At 60.8% G+C, this 17,676-nt stretch carries 21 protein-coding genes; 4 read left to right on the plus strand and 17 right to left on the minus strand.

The window, feature by feature from the left end:
- The 5 genes from O3S81_RS08460 to O3S81_RS08480 are packed head-to-tail and all read right to left on the minus strand — an operon-like array spanning position 1 to position 3,097.
- Complete coding sequence (locus O3S81_RS08460) at positions 1-255, minus strand: exodeoxyribonuclease VII small subunit (RefSeq protein ID WP_003503059.1); 255 nt, start codon at positions 253-255, stop codon at positions 1-3.
- Positions 256-257: 2 nt separating this feature from the next.
- Positions 258-1,193, minus strand: a complete 936-nt coding sequence (locus O3S81_RS08465) for a histone deacetylase family protein (protein WP_269342269.1) — start codon at positions 1,191-1,193, stop codon at positions 258-260.
- Positions 1,194-1,218: 25 nt separating this feature from the next.
- Entirely contained in the window at positions 1,219-1,782 is a 564-nt protein-coding gene (locus tag O3S81_RS08470) for a biotin transporter BioY (protein WP_269342270.1), read from the minus strand.
- A 5-nt stretch (positions 1,783-1,787) separates the two neighbouring features.
- The gene (locus O3S81_RS08475; RefSeq protein WP_269342271.1) at positions 1,788-2,420 is read right to left on the minus strand and encodes an energy-coupling factor transporter transmembrane component T family protein; all 633 of its coding nucleotides are present in this window, start codon (positions 2,418-2,420) and stop codon (positions 1,788-1,790) included.
- Entirely contained in the window at positions 2,417-3,097 is a 681-nt protein-coding gene (locus O3S81_RS08480) for an energy-coupling factor ABC transporter ATP-binding protein (protein WP_269342440.1), read from the minus strand. The genes O3S81_RS08475 and O3S81_RS08480 overlap by 4 nt, the downstream gene beginning before the upstream one ends.
- Positions 3,098-3,376: 279 nt before the next feature.
- Here O3S81_RS08480 and O3S81_RS08485 point away from each other — a divergent pair, with 279 nt between their 5' ends.
- On the plus strand, positions 3,377-4,570 hold the full coding sequence (locus O3S81_RS08485) for a winged helix-turn-helix domain-containing protein (protein WP_269342442.1): 1,194 nt from the start codon (positions 3,377-3,379) through the stop codon (positions 4,568-4,570).
- A gap of 259 nt (positions 4,571-4,829) precedes the next feature.
- On the opposite strand, the gene ribB is transcribed toward O3S81_RS08485, so the two are convergent.
- Positions 4,830-5,930: a 3,4-dihydroxy-2-butanone-4-phosphate synthase gene (gene ribB, locus O3S81_RS08490; protein WP_269342272.1), complete on the minus strand. Its 1,101-nt coding sequence runs from the start codon at positions 5,928-5,930 to the stop codon at positions 4,830-4,832.
- 11 nt (positions 5,931-5,941) lie between these two features.
- On the minus strand, positions 5,942-7,039 hold the full coding sequence (gene aroC, locus O3S81_RS08495) for a chorismate synthase (RefSeq protein WP_269342273.1): 1,098 nt from the start codon (positions 7,037-7,039) through the stop codon (positions 5,942-5,944).
- Between the two features lie 439 nt (positions 7,040-7,478).
- On the opposite strand from aroC, the gene O3S81_RS08500 reads away from it, so the two are divergent.
- The gene (locus O3S81_RS08500) at positions 7,479-7,739 is read left to right on the plus strand and encodes a DUF1344 domain-containing protein (protein ID WP_269342274.1); all 261 of its coding nucleotides are present in this window, start codon (positions 7,479-7,481) and stop codon (positions 7,737-7,739) included.
- A gap of 257 nt (positions 7,740-7,996) precedes the next feature.
- Here O3S81_RS08500 and O3S81_RS08505 read toward each other — a convergent pair whose 3' ends face one another.
- The 4 genes from O3S81_RS08505 to O3S81_RS08520 form a co-directional block, all read right to left on the minus strand.
- Positions 7,997-8,590 carry a histidine phosphatase family protein gene (locus O3S81_RS08505; protein WP_269342275.1) on the minus strand — a complete coding sequence of 198 codons (594 nt, stop codon included), beginning with the start codon at positions 8,588-8,590 and terminating at the stop codon, positions 7,997-7,999.
- A gap of 30 nt (positions 8,591-8,620) precedes the next feature.
- The gene (fabI, locus tag O3S81_RS08510; RefSeq protein WP_003521090.1) at positions 8,621-9,439 is read right to left on the minus strand and encodes an enoyl-ACP reductase FabI; all 819 of its coding nucleotides are present in this window, start codon (positions 9,437-9,439) and stop codon (positions 8,621-8,623) included.
- Positions 9,440-9,570: 131 nt separating this feature from the next.
- Positions 9,571-10,686 carry a DnaJ C-terminal domain-containing protein gene (locus tag O3S81_RS08515; RefSeq protein ID WP_269342276.1) on the minus strand — a complete coding sequence of 372 codons (1,116 nt, stop codon included), beginning with the start codon at positions 10,684-10,686 and terminating at the stop codon, positions 9,571-9,573.
- A 211-nt stretch (positions 10,687-10,897) separates the two neighbouring features.
- On the minus strand, positions 10,898-11,347 hold the full coding sequence (locus tag O3S81_RS08520) for an RT0821/Lpp0805 family surface protein (protein ID WP_331284189.1): 450 nt from the start codon (positions 11,345-11,347) through the stop codon (positions 10,898-10,900).
- A gap of 56 nt (positions 11,348-11,403) precedes the next feature.
- Here O3S81_RS08520 and pdxH point away from each other — a divergent pair, with 56 nt between their 5' ends.
- Positions 11,404-12,024 carry a pyridoxamine 5'-phosphate oxidase gene (gene pdxH / locus O3S81_RS08525; RefSeq protein ID WP_269342277.1) on the plus strand — a complete coding sequence of 207 codons (621 nt, stop codon included), beginning with the start codon at positions 11,404-11,406 and terminating at the stop codon, positions 12,022-12,024.
- Positions 12,025-12,054: 30 nt separating this feature from the next.
- Here pdxH and O3S81_RS08530 read toward each other — a convergent pair whose 3' ends face one another.
- On the minus strand, positions 12,055-12,834 hold the full coding sequence (locus O3S81_RS08530) for a sulfite exporter TauE/SafE family protein (protein ID WP_269342278.1): 780 nt from the start codon (positions 12,832-12,834) through the stop codon (positions 12,055-12,057).
- Positions 12,835-12,987: 153 nt separating this feature from the next.
- On the opposite strand from O3S81_RS08530, the gene O3S81_RS08535 reads away from it, so the two are divergent.
- The gene (locus O3S81_RS08535) at positions 12,988-13,293 is read left to right on the plus strand and encodes a MazG nucleotide pyrophosphohydrolase domain-containing protein (protein WP_269342279.1); all 306 of its coding nucleotides are present in this window, start codon (positions 12,988-12,990) and stop codon (positions 13,291-13,293) included.
- 11 nt (positions 13,294-13,304) lie between these two features.
- Here the strand turns inward: O3S81_RS08535 and O3S81_RS08540 are convergent, their stop codons facing one another.
- The 5 genes from O3S81_RS08540 to O3S81_RS08560 form a co-directional block, all read right to left on the minus strand.
- A complete protein-coding gene (locus O3S81_RS08540) occupies positions 13,305-13,682 on the minus strand; it encodes a hypothetical protein (protein ID WP_269342280.1) in 378 nt (125 codons plus the stop codon).
- 105 nt (positions 13,683-13,787) lie between these two features.
- A complete protein-coding gene (locus O3S81_RS08545; RefSeq protein WP_269342281.1) occupies positions 13,788-14,462 on the minus strand; it encodes an HAD family hydrolase in 675 nt (224 codons plus the stop codon).
- 6 nt (positions 14,463-14,468) lie between these two features.
- The gene (locus O3S81_RS08550) at positions 14,469-14,906 is read right to left on the minus strand and encodes a bleomycin resistance protein (RefSeq protein WP_269342444.1); all 438 of its coding nucleotides are present in this window, start codon (positions 14,904-14,906) and stop codon (positions 14,469-14,471) included.
- A 353-nt stretch (positions 14,907-15,259) separates the two neighbouring features.
- Positions 15,260-16,675 carry a metalloprotease TldD gene (gene tldD / locus O3S81_RS08555; protein ID WP_269342282.1) on the minus strand — a complete coding sequence of 472 codons (1,416 nt, stop codon included), beginning with the start codon at positions 16,673-16,675 and terminating at the stop codon, positions 15,260-15,262.
- A gap of 82 nt (positions 16,676-16,757) precedes the next feature.
- Complete coding sequence (locus tag O3S81_RS08560; protein ID WP_269342283.1) at positions 16,758-17,282, minus strand: invasion associated locus B family protein; 525 nt, start codon at positions 17,280-17,282, stop codon at positions 16,758-16,760.
- Between the last annotated feature and the right edge of the window lie 394 nt (positions 17,283-17,676).

A 17,676-nucleotide genomic window follows, 5' to 3' on the forward strand; every position in this document is an offset into this window, starting at 1 on the left:
TTACTCCCCGTCGAGCGGCTCCACACCCTGCGGCTTGCCCGCCCGGTCGAGGCGGATCTTCTCGATTCGCTTTTCCGCAGCATTCAACAACGTCTCGCAGTGCTTCTTCAGGGCTTCGCCGCGCTCATAGATGGCAATGGATTCGTCCAGCGCCACGTCGCCGCGTTCCAGACGTGCGACAATGCTTTCCAGCTCGGCGACGGCCTTTTCGAAGGAATAACCGCTGACATCGGCTGTGTTGGCATTTTCCGTCATGTTCAACCCTTCATCATTCTCAAAATATGCATGGCTGCCGATTCCGCCAGCCCTTCCAGATCATAACCGCCTTCCAGCAGGCTGACGACCCGGTTCGATGTGTATTTATCGGCCATTTCCAGAAGCCGGCCGGTCGCCCAGTCGAAATCCTCGCCCACGAGATTGATCTGCGCCAGCGGATCGCGGTGATGCGCATCGAAACCGGCGGAGATGAGGATGAGATCGGGCGAAAAATCGGCGATCGCCGGCAGGACCCGCGATTTGAACGCCTCACGGAAATGCTCGCTGCCGGTATTGGGCGAAAGCGGCGCGTTGACGATGTTGTTCTTTACGCCGGTCTCGTTCTTGTCACCGCTCCACGGGTAAAGCGGCATCTGGTGGGTGGAACAGAACAGCACGGAGGTATCGTTCCAGAAAATTTCCTGCGTGCCGTTGCCGTGGTGCACGTCCCAGTCGACAATGGCGATGCGCTCCGCCCCATGCGCCTTCTGCGCATGGCGGGCGGCAATCGCCACATTGTTGAAAAGACAGAAACCCATGGCCTTGGCGGTTTCGGCATGATGGCCGGGCGGGCGGGCGGCGACGAAGACATTGTCGGCAGCACCGGTAAACACATCATCCACTGCCGCCATGGCAGCACCGATGCCGGTCAGCGCCGCCTGCAGGCTTTTCGGCGAAACGTAGGTGTCGGCCTCGATGCGGTTGATCTCGCCTTCCTCTTCGGGCACCTGCCGCATGACGGCAAGAAGATGCTCTTCCGGATGCGCCAGAAGCACCGCATCCTCATTGGCCTGCGGCGCCTCTTTCCGGATCAGCCGTTCGAAATTCGGGTGTTCGAGCGCGATGTTGAGTGAGCGCAGCCGGTCCGGCCGCTCAGGGTGGCCGGGAGGCGTGATGTGCTCCAGGAAGATCGGGTGTTCGTATAAACGCGTCGCCATGCTTTTCCTCCCGAAGAAAGTCTGTTCAGGCGCGCTGCGGCAGAAGCGGATAACCGGCCATCACGGCGCGGCCGGCCAGTGCGGCAAGCACGGCCTTCAGCGCATCGCCCGGAATGAAGGCGAGCGAGCCCATGAAGGCCTTTTCGAAACCGAGCCCGACAACCAGCGCCAGATAGGTGATGCCGAAAGCATAAAGCACGACGACGCCGCCAATCAGGCTGGCGACGAAGAAACCGACGCCCTGCGCCAAAGCCGACTGGCCGCGATGGACGAATTTTTCCGAGAGAAAGCCCGTCACGAAAACGGCCGCGATCCAGCCGATCAGGAAGCCCGTCGTTGGTGTGGTGAAGATCGAAAGGCCGCCGCGTCCGCCCGAGAGCACCGGCAAGCCGATGGCGGCGATCAGGATCGTCAGCAGAACTGCGAGCGTGCCGCGTTTTGCCCCCAGCACGACACCGGCCAGCATGACGCCGAGCGATTGCGCGGTAATGGGCACCGGAATGAAACCGAGCGTGATCGGCGGCAGAAGCCCGAGTGCAATGATGATGGCGGAAAACAGCGAAATCAGCACAAGGTCGCGGGTCGTCATGGCGCTCAAAACTCCGGATGGTTGTCTGGCGCCAAGCTTTGGCCTCTGAAACCGCGCGCGTCAATGGCGTCGGCAATGGCATCGGCATCCTTCAACGTCATAATGACGAGCGGCACGATGATGGTGGCCATCCGCACGGGCAGGCCGCGCGCCCGGTGTGCATCGCGCACCGCATGGTAACGGTTGACGATCTCCGGCACGAAGCGCACGACGAGCCCGACCGCAAGCCCGATATCGGCGGCTTTCACCAGCCCCAGCCTTTCGAGCGGTGCCGCGGCACGGGTAATCTCATCCATGAATTGCGAAATGCTGACGGTGATAGTGACGGCGGTGGCGAGAAACGCAAGCGCCGTGAGCCGCAGAAGATTGACGGTCGCATCCTGGGTCGGCAGCAACAGATAGCTGAAGGCGGCGACGAGAAGAATGGTCAGCATCACCGGCCGCAACCGCAGACCGATTTCGCGGAAAGAAAGCCGCGTCTCACGCAGAATGAGGGCGGCGAGCCCGACGGCGCTTCCCAGAAGCAGCAGGTCACGGGTAAGGAACAGCGCGACGCTGAAGCCCATGAGCGTCAGGAGCTTGATGCGCGGCGAGACGCGGTAGAGCCAGCCGCTGCCTTCCACATGCAGTGACTTCATCGCGACACCGCCGCGAGATACCGCGCGACCGCCTCTTCGGGGCCGGCATCGGCAATCAGGGCGCCCTCGTGGAAAACCAGCACGCGGTCAAAACCTTGAAGCAGCGGCAGGTCGTGGGTGATGACGATCAGCGACTGCGACAGCGCGACCATGGTTTTCTCGACGATGGCCCGGTTTTTGAGATCAAGCTGATTGGTCGGCTCATCGAGAATGAGGATTTGCGGTTCGGTAACCAGCAGGGCCGCCAGCGCCGCAAGCTGCAGTTCGCCGCCGGAAAGCTCATGCGCGCGCCGCTCCTCGAGATGGGAAATAGCGAGCCGGGCAAGAACGGCCTTCACGCGACTTTCGGTTTCCCCCTTGCCGATGCCAAGCCGCTTGAGGCCGAAGGCGATATCGTCCCGCACGATCGGCAGGATGATCTGGTTCTGCGGATTCTGGAAGATAAAACCGACCGTCTGGAGGACCGCTTTTGCGTCTTTCACGGTGTCGAGACCGTTGACCGACACCTTACCCTCGTTCGGCTTCGTCAGCCCGTTGATCAGCCGCGCGAAGGTGGTCTTGCCCGAGCCGTTGAGGCCGATCACGCCGATGCGCTTCTCCGTCAGCGTCAGAGACAATGGCCGCAAGGCCTGCCGGCCCTCGAAGGCGACACCTGCGGCGTCGAAACGGATTCCCAAGTTTTCCATGCTTTCTCGCATAATCCACGGCGCAACGATTTCCTAGAGCGAACCGCACTGCTTTCGTCATCCCGGCCTTGAGCCGGGATCCAGCCGACGCGCGTCGGCGTGGCGGGAAGAGTTTTTTCAACCCAAGTCCTTGGGCTGGCTGGATACCGGCTCAAGGCCGGGATGACGCGAAGCAGCGAGCATGACCCTGATCCCATCATCAACAGAAGTGAAATAAGGAACAAAAAAAGAACATTGCAATCGCGAAAAAGCCGTTCTACTTTCCCCTCCATGACGATCAAGGTTTCGAACGAAGCGGCAAGGCGGATTTTTCTGGCGCGGCAGGGGCTTTCCTCTCCGCCCGGCAAGGCGCTTTCCAAGGACGGGTTGCTGCAGCTCATCACCGATATCGGTTTTGTGCAGGTGGACAGCATCGGCACGGTGGAGCGCGCCCACCACCAGATCATCTTCTCCCGCAACCAGACCTACAGGCGGGGCCATCTGACCACGCTGCTGGAAAAGGACCGGGCGCTGTTCGAGCACTGGACGCATGATGCTTCCATCCTGCCGACGGAATTTTACCCCTATTGGAAACACCGCTTCCGCCGCCGCGAGCCGATCATTCAGGAGCGCTGGCGCAAATGGCACGGCGAGGGTTTCGATGCCGCTTTCGGCGAAACGCTGGAGCGCATTGCTGCCACCGGCCCGGTTCTGGCGCGGGAGCTGAAGGAGGAGGGGCATCAATCCGGAGGCTGGTGGAACTGGCATCCGTCCAAGACGGCACTCGAATATCTCTGGCACACCGGCAAGCTGGCGATTGCCGGCCGTGTGAATTTCCAGAAGGTCTATGATCTGGCCGAACGGGTCATTCCTGGCGAACATCACGAAACCGAGGTAGAGCACGCCGAATTCGTCGACTGGGCCTGCCGCGAGGCGCTGAAGCGGCTGGGTTTTGCCACCCACGGCGAAATCGCCGCCTTTTTTGATCTCGTCACCCCGCAGGAGGCGCGGGACTGGGTCAAGAACCATCGCGGTGAATTATGTGAGGTCTCGCTCCTCTCCAGCGATGGCGAGAGTGCCCGCCCGTCCTATGCCTTTGCCGGTTTCACCGCAGACCTTTCCGACGTGCCGGAACCCTCCGCCCGGGTTCGTGTGCTGAGCCCGTTCGATCCGCTGTTGCGTGACCGCAACCGCACGGAACGGCTGTTCGGTTTCTATTACCGCATCGAGGTCTTCGTGCCGGAGCCGAAGCGGCAATATGGCTATTATGTTTTCCCGCTTCTGGAAGGCGACCGGCTGATCGGCCGCATCGACATGAAGGCGGACCGCAAGCGCAGCACGCTGGATGTGCGCCGCCTGTGGCTGGAGCCCGGCGTGCGCGCCTCGGCCGGACGGCTGGAGAAGCTCGACGCGGAACTGTCGCGGCTTGCGAAGTTTACGGGAGTGGAGAGCGTGACTTATCTGGAGGGGTGGCGGGAGGAGTAGGGCGGTCGCTCTATCGCAACGTCATCCCAGCCCTTGAGTCAGGACGAGAGCACGGCATTGGCGGCATATTTCTTCTCCCCGCCGGGGAGAAGGTGGCCCGAAGGGTCGGATGAGGGGGCAGCTTGCGATCTATCGCTGACCGCGCCCCCTGATCCCGCTGCCGCGGACTTCTCCCCCTCGGGGAGAAGAAACAAGCGGTACCCGATCGCTTCATATTCACCGACGGACGGATTGATGCTCGTCTCAGTGAAGCTCAAAATCAGCCGATATCCGTCGCCGAAATCTTGATGCCGAACCCTTCAAGCCCGACATAATGGCGCTCGCGGGTGGTCATCAGCTTGATCGAGCTGATGCCGAGGTCTTTCAGGATCTGTGCGCCGAGGCCGATTTCCAGCCATTCATTCTCGCGCGAGCGAGCCTGCGCATGGGCCTCATCGGGATCGCGTGCCTTGCGGCGTCCGGCCACCTGGCCAACGCCGACGGAGCCTTCGCGCAGATAAACGATGACGCCGCGGCCTTCCTCGGCGATTTTCTGCATGTAATGCCGCACCGGCTGGCGGTCACCGAACACGTCGTCGGCCACGTTTTCCGGATGCAGGCGCACGGGAATGTCGATGCCGTCGCGAATGTCGCCGAAGATCACCGCCATATGCTGCATCGGATCCCAGGGCAGGGAATAGGTGTGCGCCTTGGCAGGGCCGAAGGGCGTTTCGATGGTGAAGGAGGATTCCAGCTCCACCAGCGTTTCCTTACGCTGGCGATAGGCGATGAGATCGGCGACGGAGACCTGCTTGAGCTGGTGCTTTTCCGCAAAGGCGGAGACCTGCGGTCCGCGCGTCACGGTGCCATCATCATTGACGAGCTCGCAGATGACGCCGATCGGCGGCAGGCCGGCGAGCTTGCAGAGGTCGACCGCCGCTTCCGTATGGCCGGAGCGCATCAGCACGCCGCCTTCGCGGGCGATCAGCGGGAAGATGTGGCCCGGCCGGGTGAAATCGGCAGCGCCGACATTCGGGTTGGCGAGATTGCGCACCGTCAGGGTGCGGTCATCGGCGGAAATGCCTGTCGTGGTGCCGTGCTTGAAATCGACGCTGACGGTGAAGGCCGTCGTATGGGCGCTGTCATTTTCCGCCACCATGGCATTGAGGTTCAGCCGCTTGGCTTCTTCGCGCGGCATGGGCGCGCAGACGATGCCGGAGGTGTGGCGCACGATGAAGGCCATCTTTTCCGCCTTGCAATGCACCGCCGAAATGATCAGGTCACCTTCGTTCTCGCGGTCGTCATCATCGGTCACGACAACGATTTCGCCGGCTTCGAAAGCGCGGATGGCGTCGACGACGCGTTTCTGGTCGTAAGCCATGGTGGTCCCCCTTATTTCAGTCGGCCGGTCTGGCCACGGTCTCTCAGGTAATGGTCGGCAACGGTGCAGGCGACCATCGCTTCACCGATCGGCACGGCGCGAATGCCGACGCAGGGGTCGTGGCGGCCCTTGGTACGCACATCGACATTGTTGCCGTCGGTATCGATGGACAGGCGCTCCGTCAGGATGGAGGAGGTGGGCTTGATGGCAAAACGGGCGATGACCGGCTCGCCGGTGGCGATGCCGCCCAGAATGCCGCCGGCATGGTTGGAGAGGAAGATCGGCTTGCCGTCATTGCCCATGCGCATCTCATCGGCATTTTCCTCACCGGAAAGCTCAGCCGAGGCAAAACCTTCGCCGATTTCCACGCCCTTGACGGCGTTGATCGACATCAGGCTGGAGGCGATATCCTGATCGAGCTTGGCATAGATCGGCGCGCCGATGCCGGCCGGAACACCTTCCGCCACCACTTCGACCACGGCGCCGATTGAGGATCCGGCCTTGCGGATGCCGTCGAGATATTCTTCCCACACCGGTACCATGGCGGCATCCGGGCAGAAGAACGGGTTCTGGTCGACCTGGTCCCAATCCCAATTATTGCGGTTGATTTTGTGTTTGCCGATCTGCACCAGCGCACCGCGGACATTCAGGCTCGGCACCACCTTGCGGGCGATTGCACCGGCGGCGACACGCGCCGCCGTCTCGCGCGCCGAGGAGCGCCCGCCGCCGCGGTAGTCACGAATGCCGTATTTCAGATCATAGGTGAAATCCGCATGGCCGGGGCGGAAACGCTTGGCGATCTCGCCGTAATCCTTGGAACGCTGGTCGGTATTTTCGATCAGCATGGAAATCGGCGTGCCGGTGGTCGTCATCGTCTCGCCGTCCTCATCCAGCATCACGCCGGAGAGAATCTTGACGATGTCGTCCTCGCGGCGCTGGGTCACGAAGCGGCTTTGGCCGGGCTTGCGCTTGTCCATCCAGTGCTGCACCTCGGCAAGGGTAAACCGGATGCCGGGCGGGCAGCCATCCACCACGCAGCCAAGTGCCGGCCCGTGGCTTTCTCCCCAGGTGGTAACGCGAAAAAGATGACCGAAACTGTTATGCGACATAGTTCTCAAGACCGGAAACAGGGCGCCTGTGGACGGCGCCGTTTAAAACAAGCGGATTTGTCTTAGTGGAAAATCCGGACAAGGCAAAAGCCTTTCTTTCATCGCAAACGGGATAAGCAGGTGACGTACCGTTCACGACTTGGGAACGGACGAAAAACGACAGTCCCAGCCATGGGCGGTGAAAAGTGATTCGACCCTATCGACGGGGTTTTTTCGAGATGACGAAATTGTAAAGGAGCCGAGGTTTTCCACCTTAAACCGGAGTTTTCCAATATTGCCGGGAAATGCGGTGTAAAAATCACTAACGGCTTGAACGCGATCCCAAATCCGTTCATCAATTGGGCCGAAAATGTCATGGTTGCGGGCAATTTCCGCCACATTCGAAAGGCAATTCTTCATGCATGTAAGGTTTTCACGCAAATCCACGAAAGCTAGATCGATGCGTATGATGATTGCCGCCCTTCTGGCCGCCACCAACCTCCTGATGCCCATCAACAGCTTCGCCCAGAGCGTCGATGTGGAAGGCACGATCAGCAAGATCGACGCGAATGGCCTGAGCATTACGCTGAGCGACGGCAAGACCTATCGCGTGCCGGAAGAGTTCAATTTCGAAGGTCTGAAGGCGGGCGTGAAGGTCGTGGTTTTCTACACGGAAGTGGATGGAAAACGCGTGGTCGACGATCTTCAGGTCGTGCAATAAGGCTTGGTCCTCCTGCTCAACCCTTATGTCAAACGTTCGTTGTGAAACGAGCGTTTGCATCCGTTTCTTCTCCCCGCCGGGGAGAAGTCCGCGGCAGCGGGATGAGGGGGCAAGGGTAGAGATGTTGGGAGAGCTTGCCCCTCATCCGACCCTTCGGGCCACCTTCTCCCTGGGGGGAGAAGAAACGAGCGGCAAGGCCCTGCCAAAATACAAGCGTCTCAAGGAGCACGATGCGGAGGGTTATGTTCCGCGATTTCTCACGAAATCCACTCCGCACTATTCCCGTCGATCTCGACCTTCAAAATCCGGTCCTGGGGAATCTGCGTTCTCGACGCCTCATCCTTGTCCATGCCTGAAACAAGCCGGAAGATCGAGCGGATGACGCCGCCGTGGCAGACGCAGACGGTTGGCCTTTCCACGGAAGAAAGCCATGCGCCGATGCGCCAGGAGAGGATTTCATAGCTTTCGGCATCCTGGCCGGGGGGAATGAAATCCCACTTGTTGGCCTTGCGTGCCTTCACCCGGTCGGGAAATTCCTTCTTCAGCTCGGGCAGGGTCTGCCCTTCCCAGTCGCCGAAGGAAACTTCGATCAGGCGGTCGTCGGTGCGGTAGGCCTTGGGGTCGAGACCCATCGCGTCGCGCATTAGTTCCATGGTCTCGCGCGTGCGCCCGAGCGGGCTTGCCACATAATCGAAATCCGTGGCTCGTTCGCCCAGAAGACGGGCGAGAAGCATGCCATTGCCGACCGCCTGCTGGCGGCCGAAATCATTGAGCGGAATGTCCTTCTGGCCCTGAAGCCGGCGTATCGCATTCCAGTCCGTTTGTCCGTGCCGGATCACATAGACGAGCAAGGCGATACCCCGTTTTCAAACTTCGCAGGCTTAGTCCTTCACGACCGAAATGTCAGGCGCATCCACCGCCTTCATGCCGATGGTGTGATAACCGGAATCGACATGGTGGATTTCGCCGGTCACGCCGGTCGAAAGGTCAGACAGCAGGTAGAGTGCGGACTTGCCGACTTCCTCGATGGAAACGGTGCGCTTCAGCGGCGCATTATATTCGTTCCACTTCAGGATATAACGGAAGTCGCCGATGCCGGAAGCGGCAAGCGTCTTGATCGGGCCGGCCGAAACGGCGTTGACGCGGATGCCGCGATTGCCGAGGTCGACGGCGAGATAACGCACGCTGGCTTCGAGAGCGGCCTTGGCCACGCCCATCACGTTGTAATTCGGCATGACCTTTTCGGCGCCGTAATAGGTGAGCGTGATGATCGAGCCGCCATCATTCATGACCGGCTCTGCGCGCTTGGCGACGGCGGCCAGCGAGAAGACGGAAATGTCCATGGTGCGGTTGAAGTTGTCGCGGCTGGTATCGAGGTAACGGCCGGTCAATTCGTCCTTGTCGGAGAAAGCGATGGCGTGCACGACGAAGTCGATCTTGCCCCAGTGCTTTTCCAGCCCGGCAAAAACCGCATCGATCGTCTCGAGATCGGTCACGTCACAGTGGCCGGCCATGAAGGCGCCCAGTTCCTGTGCCAGAGGTTCGACACGCTTCTTCAGCGCGTCGCCCTGCCAGGTCAGCGCAACTTCCGCGCCCGCGTCGGCACAGGCCTTGGCGATGCCCCAAGCGATGGAACGATTATTGGCGACACCCATGATGAGGCCGCGTTTGCCAGCCATGAGGCCGGATGCCTGAGCCATTTTATGCTCCCTAGTACTTTTGATCGGTCCTGCCTATGGCATAGGCTGCAATCCTGTTCAAGATTGCCAAAGATCATCAACTGTTAGGGAACGTAACAAAGGGTGCGTTGTCCCGGCTATTCGCAAAACTTTCACAAATAAAGGCCTTCGCGCATGTGCCGCATCAGGTCGGTCACCTTTTCATCCGGCTTTTCGAGCAGGATGATGCGCAATTCGATGACGAGATCACCCCGTCCGCCCTCGCCATCGGCAAGGCCCTTGCCGGCGAGCCTCAGCACGCGGTCCGAGCCGGACCAGGCCGGGATGGTGATGTTTTCCTCACCGAGCGGTGTTCCGACCTTCGTTTCGCAGCCCAGAACCGCGTCGCTGAGCGAAATCGGCAAGGTGGTGTGAATATCGAAGCCACGCAGGGAAAAGGCATCGTCGCGGGCGGCCAGCAATGTCACGGCAAGATCGCCGCGCGGCACATTGGCAAGCTTCAGCCCCTGTCCCTTCAGCCGCACGACGTGCCCGTCCGTCATGCCGGCTTCGAGCTGGAAGCGGATCTCGCGTTCGTCGGCAAGCGACACGGTGATCCACCGGTGCTCCAGGAGATCGGCGACGGTGACGGTGGCCTCCGCCGTAATATCCGGCGCCTTTTCCGCAGCGGGCTGCGCGGGGCGGAAACGGCGCACGAGAGCGTTGAAGAGATTGGCGGCCAGCGAAGCGGGTGCTGTCCTGTCATCGCCTGCGCCGGGCTGGATGGTTTCGCCGGCGGCGGGTATGTCGCCTTTCGCGGAACTCGCCGCGGCCTTCGCTGCTTCCGCAGCCTGCTGCACCTTGGGGTCGTTCTGCGCTTCCGCACCAAAGATCCGCTCGACGATATCTTCGGCGGTTTCCGCCTTGGCGTCGGTTTTCTGGCCGGTCTGTGCCCGGTTGCGGGCATCCGCGCGGGCCAGTTCCTCCATCAGCTTTTCTGCGGCCTTGGCGCGCTCGGCGGCCTCGCGGGCGGCTTCCCGCTGCTGCATGATGGTCTGGTCGCGCTGCTTCTTCTCGGCCGCCTTGCGGGCCTGATCGTAAAGATCGCGCTTCCTGGGGTCTTTCAAAAGGTCATAGGCCTGGCCGATCTCGGCGAATCGCGCCGAAGCATCGGGATCGTCGCGATTGGCGTCCGGATGGACGGTTTTCGCCTTCGTGCGCCAGGCGGCCTTGATTTCCTCGTGGCGGGCGTCACGTTTCACGCCAAGGATCGAATATGGATCGCGCATGCGAAACACCAGTTACGTTGGCTCAGGCGCTGCCGCCCTTCATGGCGCAATCCTGAAACTAACCCCTCCGAAAAGGGGTGCCCGCGATCATTCGCCTGCACGCCCTCGGTTTAATCAACGTCGACTGTTGCAATAAGTTGCTAATCACTCCTTTACGGAGGAAGCGCGCCGCACCCGGGCCGGCTCTATTCCATGTACCAAGGTAAATAGATTATTTCTGCTCGAAGCGGGTCAGCAGCCATTCGCCGGTTTCCGACAGGCAGGCCTGTCCGGAATAGCTCGCCACGCCATCGAAGGAGTGGCGCGTCGTCCTGAAATCGCGGCAGACGAAACCGCTCGATTTGTCTTCGTGAATGGCGGTGACGACGCCGGCACTACCGGTGGCGGCATTGGCCCAGGGCAATGGCTGGTCGGCAAGCTTGGCGAGATCGGCCGACGTCACGGCGTTGCGGATCGTCGCATCGTCCGTCTGCGGTGCATTGTTCGGCTGGTTGGGAACGGAAGCCGTGGAAAGCGAGCGGTCGACCTTGTCGCCGCCGAACAGATCGAGGCTGACGCATCCGCTCAGCACCACAAGCATTGACACGACGGCGGAAACTTCCGCTATCGACGAAAGGAGGCCCTTTGTTCGACTGTTCGACTTTGCTATGACGGTCACCATCTTTCGCCAGAGATCATCTCTGGGGTCCAAATCAGCTCGGGAGCATTTTAGTCAATATGTCGGAAACGGGGTTAACATCCAGTGACTTCACGGAAGAAAATGAACCGTTCACGCTTTTTGCCGAATGGCTGAAGGATGCGACGGCTTCCGAAATCAACGATCCGAACGCGGTTGCGCTTGCCACTGTGGACGAAAATGGCCTGCCGAATGTGCGTATGGTGCTGCTGAAAGGCGTCGATGACCGCGGCTTTGTTTTCTACACGAATTTCGAAAGCCAGAAGGGTCAGGAGATCCTCGGTCAGAAAAAAGCGGCCATGTGTTTCCACTGGAAGAGCCTTCGCCGGCAGGTGCGTCTGCGCGGCGAGGTGGAGATCGTCACCGACGAGGAGGCGGACGCCTATTATGCCTCACGCCCGCGCGGCAGCCGCATCGGTGCCTGGGCGTCCAAGCAGTCGCGGCCGCTGGAAGGCCGTTTCGCGCTGGAAAAAGCGGTGGCCGAATATACCGCCAGATATGCCATCGGTGAAATTCCGCGTCCGTCCTACTGGTCCGGTTTTCGTATCCGCCCGGTCAGTATCGAATTCTGGCACGACCGCAAGTTCCGCCTGCATGACCGCATCGAATTCCGTCGCGAGACGCCGGACGGTGCATGGTCCAAGGTCCGCATGTATCCTTAAGGGCCATCAGGGCAGGCCGTCACGGCCTGCCTATTTCAGCAGCGAATCAAACAGCGGCAGGCCGATCACGGCGGAAATGGCGATCAGCCCGTAGCAGATGCGCCGGAAAGCCGCTTCGTCGGCAAGCCCGTGCAGTCGCGCGCCGGCATAAAGACCCGCCGCATAAAAGGGCAGCGCCAGCAGGAAAAACACGAAGACTTCCACGGTGAACAGGCCACTGACAAAATAGCTGGCGATGGAAAACACTGTCGAAACCGCGAAATAAAGAATGACATTGGCGCGCACGAAAGCGCCTTTCAGCGCCCCGCCCAGCCAATAGGCGACGACCGGCGGGCCACCCAGTTGCGCAGCCCCCGAAAACAGCCCGGCCAGAAGCCCGGTGGAAAGAGTGAGCGGCGTTTTCGGCCGACCGCTGTAACGCCAGCCGGACACCAGAAACACCAGCAGCACCACGACCACGCCGGAGATGAGCCAGCGCAGGGTCAATGGATCGCCCTTCGAAAGCAGCATGGTTCCAACCGGCACGCCGACAAAGGCGCCGGCCGCCATGGTGAAGACCTCGCGCCGGTCCGCCATGCGAAAGGCGGGCGGAATCATGCCGAGCGTCAGGACGCCGTCCACCACCAGCAGCACCGCCGAGGCGATACGCGGCCCGACGATGGCGCTCGCCAGCGGAATGAAGATGAGCGCTGCACCAAAACCGGAAAAACCGCGGGCAAGGCCGGCGAGACAGGCGGCGCCGGCGAACATGGCGAGCAGCATCGGACTATGCGCGGTGATGAGCGATGAGAAAAAATCGAGATGGGACATGGGGGACGGCACGGTTTCGAATAGCTCTTCATTAATCCCGGCTGCGGGGGCTGTCGCGGAAATTCTCTTTCGCGGTAATCGCGCCGTCCTTTCGAATCGACGTTGCCCGAGAATCATGATTAGAGTTGTAGCGCACGAACAAAGGATGAACAAATGCTCTCTGCCCTGATGCACCGGTTCGAGGCCGCCTCGCAGAAATATGCCGATGACAACGGGATCGCCCGCGATCCGGACTGGTACATGCTGAAGCTTCAGGAAGAGGTGGGCGAGGTCACGCAGGCCTGGAACAGATTGACGGGGAGGGGACGCAGCAAAGGCAGGAGCGAAGAGGAGATGAAACGGGATCTGGCCGATGAGACAGCCGATCTCCTCGGCCATGTGCTGCTATTGGCGCATCATAACGGTCTTGATATCGAAGGATCGATCGAGCGGAAGTGGCGCTTCAAGCCACAGGTCTGACGGTTTTGCCATCATGAGAGCGAGACAACAAAGAACAGAATTGCAAGAACCGCGGATATGGGCGTCATGACCCTCCGCTCCGTGCGGCTTCGCGACATGGCGTTCAACCCGATGCTTACCGCGAGAGTGCAGGCGATGGTCCAGATGCCGGGCTCGATCCATGCTCTTGGCCAGAAACTGACGAAACCTGCCTTTTGCAGCAGAAAAGAAGCGGCAATGGCATAAATCGGCACAGAGGCCACGCTGGCGATGCGCTGTATGGCGGGCAGAACTCTGTATTCTCCGCCCCAGGCGAAACGACCGAAGGGCGCACCGGCCGCAAGGGCAATCTGAAATACGGAAAGAGCGAGCAATATAAATGTTGCGAACGATACGGCGAGAAGCTGCATGACCCCTCCGTTCATGGGTCGCGACAATGAATTCGAACAAACCGGCCCCCAGCCGATATGGGTTTCACCATAAGGGCCTATGGCTAAAGGCATGTGACGTGGTTCTCAGGTCTTTGGAAGCGGCAGCTTTTGCAACAGGTCCGCCACCGCATGCAGGTCGCTCGCAACGGCAACGCATTTTTCCCGCATTTCATCGGTCGGCGGAGCGACATCCGGCACCATGATGGTCATCATGCCGGCTGAGGAGGCGGAGCGGACGCCGGAATAGGAATCCTCCAGCGCCAGGCACAGGCGAGGCTCAAGCGTTAGCCGCCGCGCGGCGGTGAGATAGGGCATGGGCGCGGGTTTCGGCTCGGTATAATCGCCGCGCGCGACGATGGTGTCGAAACGCCTGAGAAGATCGTGAGGGCCGAGATGGCGCGTCACCGAATCGTGCCGTGACGAGGTGGCGATGGCGCGGCGGATATCGAGCCGGTCGAGAAGATCGAGGATTTCAACGACGCCGGGTTTCAGCGCCACGCCATCCGCCATCATCAGGCCAAGATGCCGAAGCCAGGCGTCCCGGAAGGCCTCGATCGGAAAATCTGCGCCATAATCGGCAAAAATGGTGCCGGTGATCACATCCCACGGGCTGCCGCAGACCTTCTGATAGGTCTCGACCTTCATGCCATGGCCGCCTTCCTCGGAGGCCGCCAGAAACGAATCGCGATAGAGCCTCTCGCTTTCGATCAGCAATCCGTCCATGTCGAACACCACTGCGTGCGGCAGAAATGGCAGCATGGTCGCTCAACCGAACCGGAAGGGGCGTTCGCCGAGGCTTTCGAACGGGCGAATCAGATACCCGTCCGGATCGGCGACGATGAATTGCCGGTTACCCACTTCAACCGTGCCGCGCCTGTACCATTTTTCCTCCGGCGGCATCACGAGACCGATCGAGGATCGCTCCAGCCGGGAAAGAATGGGTTGCAGGGAAGGAACGGCGAGCTGCAGGTTCATGCCGCGGCCAAGCGGCACATCGAGCGCGGCATTGCCCGCCACAAAGGTCCGGGTTGCGCCGATCTGGTCGATCATCAGCTGCGCATCACCCAGCGCCAAATAGGCGAAACCTTCTTCGGGGCGTTCATAAGCCACATGGAAACCGATGAGATCGCAATAAAAGGCGCGGCTCTTCTGCCAGTCGCTGACGGCAAGTTCAGGAACGAGGGCATTTCGTATGATGGTCAGGGTCTCCTTTGTCGCGCAGGCCCCGGCGATGGGAGGATGGCCCGCCATAAACGGTGATCTTAGCGTCTTCCGGGCGACACGCCAGAGGAAACCTCATCATGGCAGCCATGTGCGGGGCTGTGGGCTGGGGGTGACCGAGACAGGTTCCACTTTTCTTGCAACCGCAATTCTCCGTGCCGTCATGCCGGACTTGATCCGGCACCCAGCCAGCCCGGGTCTTTGGGCTGGAAGGATACCTCTCGCCGCGTAGACACGCGGGGCCGGATTCCGGCTCGAGGCCGGAATGACGGATATTGGTTTCGCCACATCACGACACAGGCCGCAGTGCGAGCCGTAGCTGCAGGCCGAAAGTCCTACGCCTTCGTGCCGCCCACGGTGATCTGGTCCATGCGCAGATGCGGCTGGCCGACACCCACCGGCACCCATTGCCCGGCCTTGCCGCAATTGCCGATGCCGGTATCGAGCTTGGAATCATTGCCGATCATCGAGACGCGCTTCATCGCATCCGGCCCGTTGCCGATCAGCATCGCGCCCTTCACCGGTGCGCCGATCCTGCCGTTTTCGATGAGATAGGCCTCGGTGCAGCCGAACACGAATTTGCCGGAGGTGATGTCCACCTGGCCGCCGCCGAAAGAAACGGCATAGATGCCCTTCTTCACGGAGGCGATGATTTCTTCCGGCGTCTTGTCGCCCGACAGCATGTAGGTGTTGGTCATGCGCGGCATCGGCACATAGGCATAACCCTGGCGGCGGCCGTTGCCGGTTGCTTTCGCGCCCATCAGCCTGGCGTTCTGGCGGTCCTGCATATAGCCCACCAGCCTGCCATTCTCGATGAGTACATTATATCCCGATGGCGTGCCTTCGTCGTCCACCGTCAGCGAGCCGCGGCGGCTGTCGATGGTGCCATCATCCACGACCGTCACGCCCGGTGCTGCCACCATCTCGCCCATCAGGCCGGCAAAGGCCGAGGTCTTCTTGCGGTTGAAATCGCCTTCCAGACCGTGGCCGACCGCCTCGTGCAGCATGACGCCCGGCCAGCCGGAGCCGAGCACGACATCCATGGTGCCCGCCGGCGCATCGATGGCGGTGAGATTGACCAGCGCCTGCCGCAGCGCTTCATCCGCGCCGCGCTGCCAGTTTTCCGTGGTAATGAAATCGCCGAAACCGACGCGGCCGCCAATGCCGTAGGAGCCGCTTTCCTGCCGGTCGCCTTCGCCCGCCACCACCGAGATGTTGATGCGGGTCATCGGGCGGATGTCGCTGACCCGATGGCCATCGGCGCGCAGAATATCCACGACCTGCCAGCTGGCGGAAATCGTCGCCGTCACCTGCCGCACCTTGTCGTCCCTGTCGCGCAGATAGGAGTCGATATCGGTAAGCAGCTTCACCTTCTCCTCGAAGCTCGGGCTGCCAATCGGGTTCTCGTCACCATAAAGCTTCTTGTTGGTGCGCTGGGGGGCGGCGGCATAGGAGCCGGAATAACCTCGGGTAACGGCACCGACCGCATCCGAAGCGCGCTTCAGCGCGCTTTGTGAAAGCTCGCCCGCATGGGCGTAACCCACCGTCTCGCCGGCAACGGCGCGCAGGCCAAAACCCTGATCGGTGTTGAAGGAGCCGCCTTTCAGGCGGCCATTGTCGAAGGTCAGCGATTCGGCCTGGGCATGTTCAATGAAAAGCTCGCCATCATCGGCCCCGGCAAGCGCCTCGCCAACGAGCTTGCGCAATTGCGTTTCATCGCAATCGAAGAGTTTTACAAGGTCGTCGGTCATCTCAGGCTCCAGTCATGATCGTTCATGACCGATTTAGGCACTGGAGCGGGCAGACGCAAGGCTGCCCTTTACCAACGATGCCTCAGGGAAGTGCGTCGTAGCCCTCGGCAAAGCCGGAAAGCTCGATCGGAATGCCTACCCGGTCCTGATCGACGGATTCGCGCAGCGCAAAGACGGCGTTCTTGCCGGCGCGCAGCACCTTCAGCAGCTCGTCGTCAATATCCACTTCCACATAGCAGCCTTCGGAGAAGCAGCGGGTGAAATAGGCGCGGCCGATATTGTTATTGTCGATATAAAGCTCCATGCCATCCTTCAAAAGCACGCCGAGCGGCGCGAGGATGCGCAGGATACGCGACTTGCGGTCGGCGGTTTTCAGAACCACCACCGAAAGGCCGACTTCCGGGCGGTCATCGGCAATCACGTTTTGCATCAGCGCGCATTGTTCTTCTGATGCGCCGGCCGGCTTGTCGCAGATGACCGACCATGCCCCATGCGTCGACTTCGGCGTTCCGGGCTGCTGCTGTTGCGCCAGCGCCGCAGCGGCGGGGGCGATGATGGCGAGACCGGCGGCGGCAAGAAAAGTGCGCGCGAGCGGGGAAAGACGCATGGATACCTCTGGGATTCGAATCAGTGCGGCTATTTTGACGCCATAATCCGGAAAAAAAAGCCTTGAGCCTTCAATTCCAGCGGAGTTGGGCGGAAATAGGACCTGTTGGCCTGCGCAGGCGTCCAATTTGCCGGGCGCGTCATTTGTTATCCGGCGATGAAACCGGCTGGAGGACGGGGCTTTGTCGCATTTGGGATGTTCGAAATCGCGTTCGGCCGGTCAGCTTGAACACAGGGTGCGGGAAAGTCGACCGTGGATTGATCAATGGCAAAATTGGGGCGCATCCGTGTCCCGACGCATATTGCGGCAGAGGGCAAACTGTGGTTTGAAGTTAGTACCATTAGCATGGATTCTGCGTCTGTGATTGATCTAGATCAGACGCGTGAGGGAGAGG

Source organism: Agrobacterium sp. SOY23 (assembly GCF_027212525.1).
GTDB lineage: Bacteria > Pseudomonadota > Alphaproteobacteria > Rhizobiales > Rhizobiaceae > Agrobacterium > Agrobacterium tumefaciens_I.

Excerpts from the sequence above, each read along its gene's own strand:
- aroC (WP_269342273.1), bottom strand. The coding sequence starts at position 7,039 with ATGTCGCATAACAGTTTCGGTCATCTTTTTCGCGTTACCACCTGGGGA.
- O3S81_RS08460 (WP_003503059.1), bottom strand. The coding sequence starts at position 255 with ATGACGGAAAATGCCAACACAGCCGATGTCAGCGGTTATTCCTTCGAA.
- O3S81_RS08530 (WP_269342278.1), bottom strand. The coding sequence starts at position 12,834 with ATGTCCCATCTCGATTTTTTCTCATCGCTCATCACCGCGCATAGTCCG.
- O3S81_RS08475 (WP_269342271.1), bottom strand. The coding sequence starts at position 2,420 with ATGAAGTCACTGCATGTGGAAGGCAGCGGCTGGCTCTACCGCGTCTCG.
- O3S81_RS08485 (WP_269342442.1), top strand. The coding sequence starts at position 3,377 with ATGACGATCAAGGTTTCGAACGAAGCGGCAAGGCGGATTTTTCTGGCG.
- pdxH (WP_269342277.1), top strand. The coding sequence starts at position 11,404 with ATGTCGGAAACGGGGTTAACATCCAGTGACTTCACGGAAGAAAATGAA.
- O3S81_RS08520 (WP_331284189.1), bottom strand. The coding sequence starts at position 11,347 with ATGGTGACCGTCATAGCAAAGTCGAACAGTCGAACAAAGGGCCTCCTT.
- O3S81_RS08535 (WP_269342279.1), top strand. The coding sequence starts at position 12,988 with ATGCTCTCTGCCCTGATGCACCGGTTCGAGGCCGCCTCGCAGAAATAT.
- O3S81_RS08560 (WP_269342283.1), bottom strand. The coding sequence starts at position 17,282 with ATGCGTCTTTCCCCGCTCGCGCGCACTTTTCTTGCCGCCGCCGGTCTC.
- tldD (WP_269342282.1), bottom strand. The coding sequence starts at position 16,675 with ATGACCGACGACCTTGTAAAACTCTTCGATTGCGATGAAACGCAATTG.
- ribB (WP_269342272.1), bottom strand. The coding sequence starts at position 5,930 with ATGGCTTACGACCAGAAACGCGTCGTCGACGCCATCCGCGCTTTCGAA.
- O3S81_RS08470 (WP_269342270.1), bottom strand. The coding sequence starts at position 1,782 with ATGACGACCCGCGACCTTGTGCTGATTTCGCTGTTTTCCGCCATCATC.
- O3S81_RS08500 (WP_269342274.1), top strand. The coding sequence starts at position 7,479 with ATGCGTATGATGATTGCCGCCCTTCTGGCCGCCACCAACCTCCTGATG.
- fabI (WP_003521090.1), bottom strand. The coding sequence starts at position 9,439 with ATGGCTCAGGCATCCGGCCTCATGGCTGGCAAACGCGGCCTCATCATG.
- O3S81_RS08545 (WP_269342281.1), bottom strand. The coding sequence starts at position 14,462 with ATGCTGCCATTTCTGCCGCACGCAGTGGTGTTCGACATGGACGGATTG.
- O3S81_RS08515 (WP_269342276.1), bottom strand. The coding sequence starts at position 10,686 with ATGCGCGATCCATATTCGATCCTTGGCGTGAAACGTGACGCCCGCCAC.
- O3S81_RS08465 (WP_269342269.1), bottom strand. The coding sequence starts at position 1,193 with ATGGCGACGCGTTTATACGAACACCCGATCTTCCTGGAGCACATCACG.
- O3S81_RS08540 (WP_269342280.1), bottom strand. The coding sequence starts at position 13,682 with ATGCAGCTTCTCGCCGTATCGTTCGCAACATTTATATTGCTCGCTCTT.